Consider the following 12,556-nt stretch of genomic DNA (forward strand, 5'->3'; position numbering starts at 1 on the left):
GATAATCTTGGAAAAGATATTCGCAGCAAGCGGCGTTGTTGGCGTTGGCGATTCGACGTAAGTCTATGCGGTGAGTTGTGAAATGCGAAAGGGCGTAGTCAGGCACGTTTACAAGGATTATGATGAGGCGAGTGAATTTGTGGGGGAGAATGGTGTGAAAGTTCCGATAAGGAACCTCTGATTTAGCGTCTATGTGTTCTTTGATAGTGAGCATTCCGGGGGTGACGCCCCTTTTCCAGTCTCTTGGTGAGATATTCGGGCTAAATCCTAAGGACTCAAGTGCCGCCTTGGGATGGGCGGGAGACGGCGGTCTCAAATCCAGCATTTTGAAGTTGACCGCGAAAAGACGTTAAAAAACGCGAAAACGAACGTCTGGCTGCGTATCAACGCAATCCCTGGCCGAACTGTTCGGTTCCGAAAGCACCGATTCCATTTAGCTTGAAGCTGAAGACGAATCGGTTTTCTTTTCTGACGCCGACGTTGAAGGTGTAGAATTGCGCGGCGATCGAGCAGCAGTCATAGGCGTAGCCGAGCGTGAAGAGCGAACTGATGAGCGGCGATCCTTTGACGGCGCGGCGGTTCTGGAAATCGAAGAACAGGGAAGATCCGCCGTAGAGTCCCTTGTCGCGGTTTCCCAAAAACAGCGACGGACTCCACTGCGAACCGCGCAGTGTTCCGGCTTCTTTTCCGTCCGCATTCGCATATTGCGCGAGCGTCGGGGTCAGCGTCACGCCGCGGGTGTAGTAGAAGGTCTGGAACAGTTTGACGAGCTTGGTGTCGTAGCCGATCGTCGTCGATACCGCCCGCAGACCGTCTCCCTGAACGCCGACGTCCATCCGCGTGCTCCAGAAGATCGTTTTCTGCGGGCGATAGGTCGCGTCGATGTTGATCGGCGAAAACCGCCGCGGGACGCCTCCGAAAGTGTAAAAGCTAAGGCTCGTGATCGGTTCGATCTGGTTTCGCTGTCCGGGGATCAGCGCCCCGCCGAATGTCTTGTCGAAAAAGTATTTGCCGCGGACCGTCAGGGTGAAGATCTCATACGGCTGAATGCTCATCGGATTCTTGCTTGCGCCCGGATCCTCGCTCAAACGGCGCCGCGCCTCTTCGGTCACGGCTTCCGTAAAGCGGCGTGTGTAGAATCGGTTGGTGACGCCGAACTCGATCTCGTTCGTGTCGGTCGCGGTGTCGGCGTAGTCAAACCGAATGATCCGGTTGAAGTTGTTGACGCCTTTGACAAACCGATACGTCGCGAACGGTTCGATGACGTGCCGGAAAAGAAACTCGTTCTTTTTTCCGTAGAAATTTCGCGCGAGCGCGACCGGACGAATGTCGACTTCGAATTCTCCGTATTTGCGTATGACATCGCGGCCGACCAGCTGCCGCATATCGTTGAACGAGTTGGAGTAGTAGGTGACGCGCGTTCCGGCGCGAATCGTGAAGGTCGCGTATTTCGTGTTGAGCGGCATTTCGATCATCGGATGGATGTCGAACCGTTGACCGATCGCCGGCGACACCAGCGGGTCGCGTCCGACCATACTCCGATAGAGTTGGATGTTGTCGGCTTCCTCGCGCCGCGAAACGCCTTCAAGACTGGCCTTGAACGAAAAGTAGACATTCTTCAAAAACGAGAGTCGGCTCGGCCGCTTGTCGAAATTGATGCTCGGCAAATTGCGCGTCTTGATGCGGACGTTCGGTATCGAGATGACCTGTGAACGCGCGAGCAGGTTCAGCGTGTAATTGTTCCAGCTTTTGTTGATGAATCCCTGCGAAACCTCGATCGGCGAGATGATCTGTTGGACGCCGTCGGAGAAGACCTGCCGAAAGGCGAGATTCGATGTCAGGCGGACGTCGGCGGCGGCGGTGAAACCGTTGGGAAAATACTGAACGCCTTCGGCGTAAACGATCGACCCGCCCTGATCGGGATTCTCGGCGCTCGCCTTCGCGCCGAAGATGCGGTCCTTAACCGCGTAAAACCCGAAGTTGAAATACGAACGCGAGTTTGCCCGCGACCGAAAGTCGAGCCCGTAACCGATCCCGCGCGAGCTGTAAACGTCGCCGCGAAAGGTGACGTCGGCCGATTTTCCGAGCGTTTTGAAATATGCCGTCGAAAGGCGGACGCCCTTGTTTGGCGAGAAACCGATGGTCGGCGTCAGAAATCCCGATTTCCGGTCGGATTTGCGGATCGGTATCGAAACGTACGGCATCGGTAGAATCGTCACGTCCTTGACCTTGAACTTTGCATTTTTGAGCTTGACGACCTCGTTTGTCTTGATTCGCGCTTCCTCGGCCGTAAAACTCCATTTCGGGACCGCTTCCTCGCACGCCGTGAACACACCGTTCTTGACGATCACCTCATTGAGTCCGACGCGTTCGACCATATCGGCCGTAAAATAGATCGTCGTGCCGTCGTTGGTCTGGTTGGTAAAGCCGGTCGAATCGACGAACTTTCCGAGTTTCGTCTTGTAGTTCCAGTCGGCCCTCGCGCCCGTGATGCGCTGGTCGTCGCCCTGATCGAAAACGACGCTGCCTTCGGCGACCAGACGGTTCTCGGCCTCGTAGATGACGATATTGTCGGCCTGCACGCGGTAGATCCCGTACCGGACATCGACGTTTCCGGAATGTGTGATGACGCGTTTTCCCTCTTCGCCGACGACCGACTGCCTGTCCGAATAGACGACCACCTCGTCGTCGCCGCCTTCGGGTTTTGAGTCCGATTTCTGCGACCGGCTCGAAACCTTGACTTCGGGCTGCTGCCCGACGGGATTGACATTCGGCGTGTCGGTCACCGGATTCGCAACCTGCCTTTCGACCGGATTCGTCTGCTGCGCAAACGTCGCCGCGCACAGGATCGCGACCAAAAAACAACTTGTAAAAGGGTTATGAAGACGCATTTGGAACTTCAGAAAATAAGCTTGATGCTAACACGAAGGTTGAGGGTTGTTCAAAGACTTGAAACGCGCGAACCGGACGGTACGCGACAAACGCGCGGACGGTAAAGTAGAATAGCGGGAAACGTTATGAGCAAGCCCAATATTCTGGTGGTCGAAGACGAGGAACTGATGCGGTCGATACTGCGCCAACTGCTTGAGGGCGAAGGCTACACCGTCTTCACGGCGGCGAGCGCCGAAAGCGGGCTCGAGATCTTCGGTGCGACCGAGATCGACGTTACGCTGACCGACATCAAGATGCCAGGAATGGACGGACTCGAACTTCTTTCGCGCATCAAGGCGGTCGACGAGGACGCGTTCGTGATCGTGATGACGGCTTATTCGTCGGTCGATTCGGCGATCGCCGCGCTCCGGCGCGGAGTTTATGATTACGTCACCAAACCGTTCGTCAACGAAGATCTCCTCAAAACCGTGCGCAACGCCCTGCGGACGAAGGCTTTGGCGCGTGAGAACCGCGCGCTCCGGCGGGAGTTGGACGCGAAGTACGGCTTTTCCGAGATCATCGGAACCAGCGACGCCCTGCAAAAGGTCTTCGGTCTCGTCGAAAAGGTCGCGAACACGACCGCCGGAATTCTGATCCAGGGCGAGTCCGGAACGGGAAAAGAGCTGATCGCGCGGGCGCTCCATTTTCACAGCGGCCGCGCCGCCAAGGCGTTTCTCGCCGTCAACTGCGGCGCGCTGCCTGAGAGTTTGCTCGAAAGCGAACTGTTCGGCCATACGAAGGGCGCGTTCACCGGCGCCGTCGGCGAAAAGAAAGGGCTGTTCCGCGCGGCCGACGGCGGAACGCTTTTTCTCGACGAGATCGGCGAAATGCCGGTCGGGCTCCAGGTTAAACTTTTGCGCGCGATCCAGGAGCAGGAAGTGCTGCCGGTCGGCGCGACCGCCGCGGTCAAGTTCGACGCCCGGATCATCGCCGCGACGAACAAGAACCTTGAAAAGGAAGTCGCGGAAAACCGCTTTCGCGAAGATCTTTTCTACCGGCTAAACGTGATCGAGATCAACCTGCCGCCGCTCCGCGAGCGCCGCGAGGATATTCCTTTGCTGGCGAAGCATTTTGCCGCCAAGACCGCGCGGAATCAAAACGCCGCCGACAAGCCGATCGATCAGGAAGCGCTGCGGGCGCTGGTCGGATATTCCTGGCCCGGCAACATCCGCGAATTGGAGAACGCCGTCGAGCGGGCGTTCATCCTGTCGGGCGACGAGATCGATGCCGGCAGTCTGCCGCCGAAAGTCATCGCGGATTCGCAGCACGCGTTCGATATGCGCGATCCCGAAGGGATCCGTCCGACGCTCGACGAAATGGAGCGTCGTTATATTGTTGAAGTGTTGAAGTCCGTCGATGATGACAAGAATCAGGCGGCGAGCATTCTCGGGATCGATCTCTCGACGCTGTACCGCAAGATGAAGAAGTATGAAGAACTCTAGCGGGCGTTCAGTTCGACGATGAAAAAGTTCGTTCCCTCGATGCGCGACACTTTCCCGTCATTGTATGGAGCCTGGGTAAACTCGGTCGCGGGATATGTCGTTCCTTTGATGGTCTCGTTTCCGCTTTCCTGACTCATCGCGACAAGTTCCGGAGAGAACCAGCTTTCGGTTTCGATCTCGAATGGCTGACCGGCGTTTCCTTTGGCGGATGTTTCAACGATCTTGTTCGCTTCTTCGGCCGAGAATTTCAGGACGACGGTCAGTTTTCGGGGCTTTTCGGGGCCGGCGGCCGGTTCCTCCCGGTAAAGCGCCTCTTCCGGATGAAACGGGAGTCGGATTATCGCTTCGAGATCCTCGATGTTGTCTTTCGCGTTCGACGAGTCGCTGTTTGAATTGGTGTTTGCGGAGCGGTTGTTCGAATTCCCGGTCTTCTGTCCGGACACGCAGCCCGAAACGAAGCTCAGGAAAAGAAAAACCAGAACAACCGGCAAACGAGGGACAGAATTCATTCGACAATCTTACGCAAGTTGGCGCCGAGAACGCAAACACACGCCGCCGCGGTTTTAACTAGGGGGGGGGGGGAAAAGGGGGGGGGGGGGGGGGGGGGGGCGGGGGGTGGGTTGGCATTGCGTGATTTGGCCGGGGCCGGTTCCGCTCCGCTTCGTGGTGCTATCGGCGTGCGTGTGCCCGCCACTGTCGACTTTTATCCGCGCGCACTCGCGCCGATAAAACGATTTCCTTTGAGGCTGAATAAAGTGATCGCGCTTTCTTCGCGAATTCGACGGGCGATTATTGTTCAATGCGTAATATGCGTTCAGTCACTTTCACCATCGTTTTGTGAATCGGTCGCCGATGAAATAAGATAATTTTTGTTTATTCATCAGCAATCAAGGATATGTGCGGCGCTTGAAAGTTATGTCAGAGGTTAAAGAAGCATTGTCGGAAAAGGACGCGGAAGTCGAACGTTGGGAACAGGAGACGCTGCAGCGTGTTTTGGACAAGACTCCGGAAAGAAAAGCGAGTTTCGAGGGCGTATCGCTCGAACCGGTCGATCGCCTCTACACGAGCGCGGACGCCGCGGGCGACATCGGTTTTCCGGGCGAATATCCTTACAAACGCGGAATCCACCCGACCGGTTATCGCGGCAAACTCTGGACGATGCGCCAATTTGCGGGCTTTTCATCGCCGGAGGAAACGAACCGGCGTTTCAAGTATCTGCTGGCGCAGGGCCAAACCGGATTGTCGGTCGCGTACGATCTTCCGGCCTTGATGGGGCTTGATTGCGATTCGCCGCTCTCCGAGGGCGAAGTCGGAAAATGCGGCGTCGCGGTGACGTCGTTTGCGGACTTCGAAGTCCTGTTTGACGGGATCAATCTCGAGGATGTGACCGTTTCGCAGACGATCAACGCGCCGGCCTGGATATTTCTCGCCTTCTACGCGGCGCTCGCCGAAAAGCAGGGCGCGGACTTCAAAAAGATATCCGGCACGCTCCAAAATGACATTCTGAAGGAGTACATCGCGCAAAAGGAATGGGTCTACCCGATCCGTCCGGCGATGAAACTCGTCATCGACACGTTCGAGTTTTCGACGAAGCATCTGCCGAAATACAATCCGATCTCGGTCAGCGGCTATCATATCCGCGAGGCGGGAGCGACGGCACTCCAGGAACTTGCGTTCACTTTGCGCGACGGCGTCGAGTATGTTCAGTACGGCCTCGACCGCGGACTCGATCTCGACGAATTCGTGCCGCGCCTTTCGTTTTTCTTCAACGCGCATAACGACTTTTTCGAAGAGATCGCGAAATACCGCGCGGCCCGCGTGATCTGGGCCCAAACGATGAAGGAACGGTTCGGAGCCAAGAATCCGCGGACGATGCAGATGAGGTTTCACACGCAGACGGCCGGCGTTTCGCTGACCGTACAGCAGCCGCTCAACAACATCGCGCGCGTCGCGATCCAGGCGCTTGCGGGTGTTTTGGGCGGAACCCAATCGCTTCATACGGATTCCTACGACGAGGCGCTCGCGCTTCCGACCGATCAGGCGGCGCTGATCGCGCTCCGGACGCAGCAGATCATCGCCGAGGAAACGGGCGTCGCGAACACGGTCGACCCGCTCGGCGGTTCGTATTATGTCGAGTCGCTGACGCAAAAGATGATCGACGGCTGTTTCGATTATTTTGAAAAGATCGACGGTTTCGGCGGAATGGTCGAAGCGGTCGAGATCGGATTTCCGCAGCGCGAGATCCAGGAATCGGCGTATCAGTATCAGAAGTCGCTCGAACGCCGCGAACAGATCATCGTCGGCGTCAACAAATACGCGATGGCGAGCGAGATCCACAAGACCGACATTCTTCAGATCGACGAAAACGTCCGCGACCATCAGATGGCGCGGCTTGAGGCGACCAGGCAAAAGCGGGATGCGGGCGAAGTCGCCAACTGCCTTGAAAAGCTCAAAAAAGCGTCGCTCGCCGACGAGAACCTGATGCCGGCGACGATCGAAGCGGTCAAGGCTTATTGCACCGTCGAGGAGATCTGCACCGCGTTGCGAGACGTTTACGGGATCTACGAGGAACCGGCATTTTGATTTTGGATTTTAGATTTTGGATTTTGGATTTGGGAGCGTTGAAAAACCGATATGAAGGAAGCAAATCGCGTTTTCTGCTGAACACAGATCGGCGGGATGGAGCGGATTTGTTTCAATCGAAAGAGATAGTGAGTGATCTCACGAAACGCTGAATTCGAAGTAGCCTCGTGCATCCAGTCTTCTGTGTCCATCTGTGTCAGAAACGGCGCCGGGACCGCGGCTAAGTAGGTTTTCAAAGTTCCCAAATCCCGAATTCCAGCTTCCAAATCCCAAATATCCCAGATTTTGGATTGGTTGGGCATTGTTTCGGTAAATGAAACTTGATGAGGTGAAACTGGCGATCGCGACGGGCAAGTTGCGTCTCGGTTGGTGGGACGGCACGCGGCACTATCTCAAAGTCTGGTTCAGCGCGCTCCTGCTGAGTGTTTTAGGGTGGAAGTTGATCGACTCCGTTTTTCCGCCGATCGGCTCTTTGTTTTTCCCTCTCCCCGTTTTTGCGGCGGCCGGTCTTTCGTATTACCTCCGGCGCCAGTTAAGGTTCGCGACGATCGACACATCGCTTTCAAAGGCCGCGATCTTCAAGGTACTCGGTCGTGTCATCGACCACGAAGGTTGGCGGGTAAAGAAACGAACGAAGCGCCTGCTTATCTGCAGATCGCAGGATTCGTATGTCATCACTGTGATCGTAGACGGCGGCAAGGTCCGGATCGCCAGTTACACCGATCCGGAAGTTCTGATGTCGTGGGCATATTTTGTTCACAACGAAGTCAATGTCGACAAGGTCATCGGCCAGATCGAGCGGGCGGCTTACGATCCTAATCTGACGGCACTTGGATGAAACCAACTTTCTTCAGCGATCAACTCCTGTTTCGCGCTTGGCTCGAAAAGAATCACGAAACCGCGTCTGAACTGCTTGTCGGCTATTACAAGGTCGGGTCCGGCAAACCGTCGATGACGTGGCCGGAATCGGTCGATCAGGCGCTCTGTTTCGGATGGATCGACGGCATCCGCCGGACGATCGACCGCGAGAGTTACTGCATTCGATTCACGCCGCGAAAACCGAAAAGCAATTGGAGCGCAGTCAACATCGCAAAGATCGCGGAATTGGCCGACAAAGGCCTGATGAAACCAGCCGGAATCGCGGCGTTCGAACGCCGCACCGAGGACAAGTCCGCAATCTACGCTTACGAAAACAAACCGACCGCCTTCGACGCCGATCTTGAAGCGCTCTTCCGGGCAAATCCGTCCGCCTGGGAATTCTTCGAGCGTCAGCCCAATGGTTACCGACGCACGCTGATGTACTGGGTTATGTCGGCGAAACAGGCCAAGACCCGAAACGAACGTATGGCGAAACTGATCGAAGCTTCAGACAAGAGCGAACGGCTGCGTTGATTCCAAGATCGCCGGGCCATTGATGAAAAGTGTAGAAATCAAGTGCAACCGTTCTCGGTGAAGTTCTTTATTGGAGTTCCGCGGGAAATCTGCGATGATAGCGGGAAAACATCAAGTCATGGCAGAGTCAATGGGTAGAATCAGACAATTTGCTTTCAGAATGGCCGCATCGGTCGCGGCCTTTGCATTGCTGCTGCAGTTCCTTTCGGTCGCATCCGACGCGCAGGACGGGCGGCAGTTGACGCGGGAAAGTCTGGCCGGCAATGAAGCGCGGACGGCGCTTGTTATCGGGAACGGCAAATATCAGAATGTCTCGACGCTCGAGAATCCGGTCAACGACGCAACCGATATGGCCGAGACATTAAGAGGGCTCGGGTTTGAGGTCATCACCGGAACGGACGCGAATCTCGTTCAAATGCGGCGTTTGATCCGCGAGTTCGGCGAAAAGCTAGAAGCGAAAAAGGGAATCGGGCTCGTCTTTTATGCCGGTCACGGCGTCGAGGTCCGCGGCAAGAACTTTCTGATCCCGGTCGACGCCGACATCTCGCGCGAGGTCGAAACCGAAGATTACGCAATCGACGTCAATTCGATCCTGCGGCAGATGGATGCCGCCGGCAATGGCTTCAACATCGTCATCCTCGACGCCTGCCGCAACAATCCGTTCTCGCGCGGCTGGAGCCGCAGCGCAGATTCGGGCGGCCTCGCCAACGTCACCGCGCCGACCGGAACATACATCGCCTACGCCGCCGCGCCGGGCACGACCGCCTCGGACGGCAAGGGAACGCGAAACGGAGTCTTTACGGGCGCGCTGCTGAAAAACCTTCGAAAACCGAATCTCAAACTCGAAGAGGTCTTCAAATCGACGCGCGAAGAAGTGATGACGGTAACCTCCAACAAACAGGTGCCGTGGGATTCATCGTCGATCAAGGGCGATTTTTACTTTCAGCGAAGCGCCGCGCCGACATCCGTCGCGAACATCCCGACGGTTGCGCCGGCGAGCGCTGCAGCGCAGGAAGCCGAAGCGTGGGACCTCGTCAAGGAGAGCAAAGATCCGGGCGATCTGCGGCTGTTCCTCAAGGAGTTTCCGAACGGAACGAACTCCGCGACGGCACGCATCAGACTCGACGGACTGGTTTGGGAATCTGCTAAAAGATCGAACGACAAAGCCTTGGTCGAAGCCTATCTCGGCGAGTTCCCAAATGGCGCAAATTCGGCTGCGGCCAGGATCAAGCTCCGCCAGATTGAAGCGGCGGCGTCCGTGTCGACGAAAGAAACACCGGTTACTAAACAGGAGACGGTCGCGCCCGGAACGATTCGCAAGAACGCCTCGGGGATCGAACTCGTTTGGATCCCGCCGGGCGACTTTATGATGGGTTCCCCTAAAGGCGATTCGGATGAGAGGCCGGTTCGAAAGGTGACATTTGCCAAGGGATTTTGGATGGGCAGATTCGAGATCACGCAAGGCCAATGGCGAGCGTTGATCGGCAGCAATCCGAGCTCGTTCGTCAGGTGCGGCGACGATTGCCCGGTGGAAACCGTCAATTGGGACGACGCGGTCGCGTTCGTTGCGAAGTTGAATGCATCGGACACCGAGTTCACATATTCGCTCCCGTCGGAAGCTCAGTGGGAATACGCGGCGCGAGCCGGGACGCTCGGCGATTATTACGGAGACGCCGGCGAGATCGCGTGGACGATCGGCAATTCGAAGGCGTCGCCCCATCCGGTCGGCAAAAAGCTGGCGAACGCCTGGGGGCTTTATGATATGAGTGGAAACGTCTGGGAATGGTGCGCGGACCTATACAGCGAAAATGGATACGCGGGTCTGCCGAGCGACGGTTCGCCGAATCTGACCGTCGGCGATCCGAAATATCGCGTTCAGAGAGGCGGCTCGTGGGGAAGCTTTGACGGAAAGTCGCGTTCACCCAACCGGGGGAAGGAAGAGGTCTCAAGACGGTATCACCTGAACGGTTTCCGGATCGTCGCTGTCAGAAAATGAGTCGAATTTGGAGTCTTCGGGTTTGAGTATGGTGGACAAAAAGGAAGAATGGGAAATCGGGGCTTCCAGGGAGGATCCCGCGGCGCCGCCGAAACCGGCCAATGTCGATTTTGCTCGCTCTGCAAGTCTCGTCGGGACGCATCTTGACGGACGGTTCTTTATTCAGAAGGATCTTACCGACGGCGGCGCGGACGCCGGCGGGTTCGGGCTGGTTTACCTTGCGAAGGATTTGAAACTCCTCGGCAAGGACGTCGTCGTCAAGATCCTGCGGAAAACGGCGCTCGCAAACGAGGATATCGTCCGCAAGTTCCAGCACGAAAAAGAAGCGCTGATCCGCCTCGATCATCCGAATATCGTCCGCATTCTCGATTCGGGCACGCTCGCCGACGGCAATCCGTTTATGGTGATGGAGTTCATCCCGGGCCGGTCGCTGCGACGGAAGATCAAGGAGACCGGAAAGTTCGAATTCGGCGAGGCGGCGCACCTCATCGAATCGATCACGGACGCCCTCGCCGCGGCGCATTCGCAGAAGATACTCCACCGCGATATCAAGCCCGAGAACATTATGCTGACGCCGCAGGATGACGGCCCGGACCGCGTCCGTTTGATCGATTTCGGCATCGCCCGCGTCGAGGATTCGGTCCTCGCGCCGGCGACCGAGATTCCGCGCGGCATCGGGACGATCCTCTACATCGCGCCCGAACAACTGCTCGGAAAGATGGATCAAACGCCGGCGGGCGACATTTACTCGGCGGCAATCGTTTTCTACGAGATGCTTACCGGCGAACTGCCGTTCCGGCCGGAATCGATCGTCGAGATGTATCAGCTGCAGCAACAGGGTGTCAAAACCTCGCCCCGTACGCTGCGTTCGGGTCTGAATGCGGCGGCCGAACAGCTTCTTTTGTCCGCGCTCGACTTCGATCCGGCGAAGCGGCCGCAGAATGTCCGGCAGTTCGGCCGCGATCTGGCGCGGGCATTGCGCGGAATCACCGTTGACAACAGTCCCGCAGCGACCGCACACGAGCTTAAAGCGACCGCCGCCGTCAGCACGCCGGTGCTGGCGGAGACGAGCCTGGCGTCGCTCGCGAGCGCCGAGGTCGAGACAGTCGATTCGCCCGAGCGCCCGGTCGGTATCATCGCGGACGACCACTACAAGACGTTGGGAACGTCGGGTGGGTCAAAAACAAGAAATCGAGCCGTCTGGCCCATTGCGGCGCTGCTCCTGATTCTCGCACTGGCGGTTTCGGGAGGGTTCGTCGCTTGGAAGTACTCCGGCCAGTCGAAGACCGACGCGGTTGCGAACAATTCGGGACCAGCCAGCAACGGAAAAGAGAAGAATCCCGCCGGAGCCGACAAGAACGTGACCGCGGATTCTGTGACGGCGCGCGAACTGAAGTATTTTCTCAATGTTCAGAAAATGAGGGACAACAAGCCGTTCGGCGAGCCGTTCCGATCATCGGGCCAGGAGATCTTCGAAAACGGTTACAAGTTCAGGCTCAACATCGAAAGCGGTGCCGGTGGATTTCTTTATGCCTACGCCGAAGACCGGGATGCCGACGGCCGGACGATCTACAACGTCCTTTACCCGACGCCTAAAGCGAATGACGGCTCGGCGGCGGTCAATTCGGGCAAAAACTCGGAATCCGGTTGGAACACTTTCAGCGGAACGGCCGGAACGGAGATCGTCTGGATCATCTGGACCGCGAAAGAGGACGCGGACCTCGAAACCGCGCGTCGTTCGGGTTTCTCGAATGCCGGCCGCGTTTCCGATGCATCTCTCGTCGCCAAGCTGAAATCGTTCATCGAGAAAAACGACGCGCAAAAGGCGAACGGCGCAAAGGACGCCGAAAAGCAACTGACGGTCGTCAACGGTTCGGGCGACATCGTCCTGCACCGCATTGCGCTCGAACATCGTTGAACTCCAAATGTTTGGGGGAAAAGCAACGGGACTTTTGCCTTAATCGTGCCCGTGCCAGAACCGGTACAAACTCGCCGATCCTGCAAACGGGAAAGCGTGGAACTCCGCGAAAAAGAACGCCTCGTGCGCGCCGACGAGTGCGGCGATGATGCGTTTAAGGGTGAAGGCATTCAAAAACTTCGACACAGTTTCAAAAAAGACCCGAGTGTGATCGTCGCGCAGTGGCGAATGCCGTATGTCGGCTGACCGATCGCCAGAATTGCGCCATCGCGTTGAAAGTATGCTATGTTAGCG

Annotated in this window: 9 protein-coding genes; 6 read left to right on the top strand and 3 right to left on the bottom strand. The window is 57.0% G+C overall.

Features of this window, described 5'->3' with window-relative positions; translation table 11 throughout:
- Nucleotides 1–383 precede the first annotated feature (383 nt).
- Nucleotides 384–2,891: an LPS-assembly protein LptD gene (locus tag IPN69_09865; protein ID MBK8811022.1), complete on the bottom strand. Its 2,508-nt coding sequence runs from the start codon at nt 2,889–2,891 to the stop codon at nt 384–386.
- A 126-nt stretch (nt 2,892–3,017) separates the two neighbouring features.
- Here IPN69_09865 and IPN69_09870 point away from each other — a divergent pair, with 126 nt between their 5' ends.
- Nucleotides 3,018–4,373, top strand: a complete 1,356-nt coding sequence (locus IPN69_09870) for a sigma-54-dependent Fis family transcriptional regulator (GenBank protein MBK8811023.1) — start codon at nt 3,018–3,020, stop codon at nt 4,371–4,373.
- On the opposite strand, the gene IPN69_09875 is transcribed toward IPN69_09870, so the two are convergent.
- Nucleotides 4,370–4,882: a hypothetical protein gene (locus IPN69_09875; GenBank protein MBK8811024.1), complete on the bottom strand. Its 513-nt coding sequence runs from the start codon at nt 4,880–4,882 to the stop codon at nt 4,370–4,372. The genes IPN69_09870 and IPN69_09875 overlap by 4 nt on opposite strands.
- 406 nt (nt 4,883–5,288) lie before the next feature.
- Between IPN69_09875 and IPN69_09880 the strand changes: the two genes are divergently transcribed.
- The 5 genes from IPN69_09880 (at nt 5,289) to IPN69_09900 (ending at nt 12,262) form a co-directional block, all read left to right on the top strand.
- Nucleotides 5,289–6,956 carry a methylmalonyl-CoA mutase family protein gene (locus tag IPN69_09880; protein ID MBK8811025.1) on the top strand — a complete coding sequence of 556 codons (1,668 nt, stop codon included), beginning with the start codon at nt 5,289–5,291 and terminating at the stop codon, nt 6,954–6,956.
- Nucleotides 6,957–7,269: 313 nt separating this feature from the next.
- The gene (locus tag IPN69_09885; protein ID MBK8811026.1) at nt 7,270–7,794 is read left to right on the top strand and encodes a hypothetical protein; all 525 of its coding nucleotides are present in this window, start codon (nt 7,270–7,272) and stop codon (nt 7,792–7,794) included.
- Nucleotides 7,791–8,348: a YdeI/OmpD-associated family protein gene (locus IPN69_09890; GenBank protein ID MBK8811027.1), complete on the top strand. Its 558-nt coding sequence runs from the start codon at nt 7,791–7,793 to the stop codon at nt 8,346–8,348. Before IPN69_09885 ends, IPN69_09890 begins: the two co-directional genes overlap by 4 nt.
- Before the next feature lie 130 nt (nt 8,349–8,478).
- The gene (locus IPN69_09895) at nt 8,479–10,344 is read left to right on the top strand and encodes an SUMF1/EgtB/PvdO family nonheme iron enzyme (GenBank protein ID MBK8811028.1); all 1,866 of its coding nucleotides are present in this window, start codon (nt 8,479–8,481) and stop codon (nt 10,342–10,344) included.
- A gap of 28 nt (nt 10,345–10,372) precedes the next feature.
- Entirely contained in the window at nt 10,373–12,262 is a 1,890-nt protein-coding gene (locus IPN69_09900; protein MBK8811029.1) for a serine/threonine protein kinase, read from the top strand.
- Between the two features lie 39 nt (nt 12,263–12,301).
- On the opposite strand, the gene IPN69_09905 is transcribed toward IPN69_09900, so the two are convergent.
- Complete coding sequence (locus tag IPN69_09905) at nt 12,302–12,448, bottom strand: hypothetical protein (protein MBK8811030.1); 147 nt, start codon at nt 12,446–12,448, stop codon at nt 12,302–12,304.
- Nucleotides 12,449–12,556: the final 108 nt, after the last annotated feature.

The organism is Acidobacteriota bacterium, assembly GCA_016715115.1.
Lineage (GTDB): Bacteria > Acidobacteriota > Blastocatellia > Pyrinomonadales > Pyrinomonadaceae > JAFDVJ01.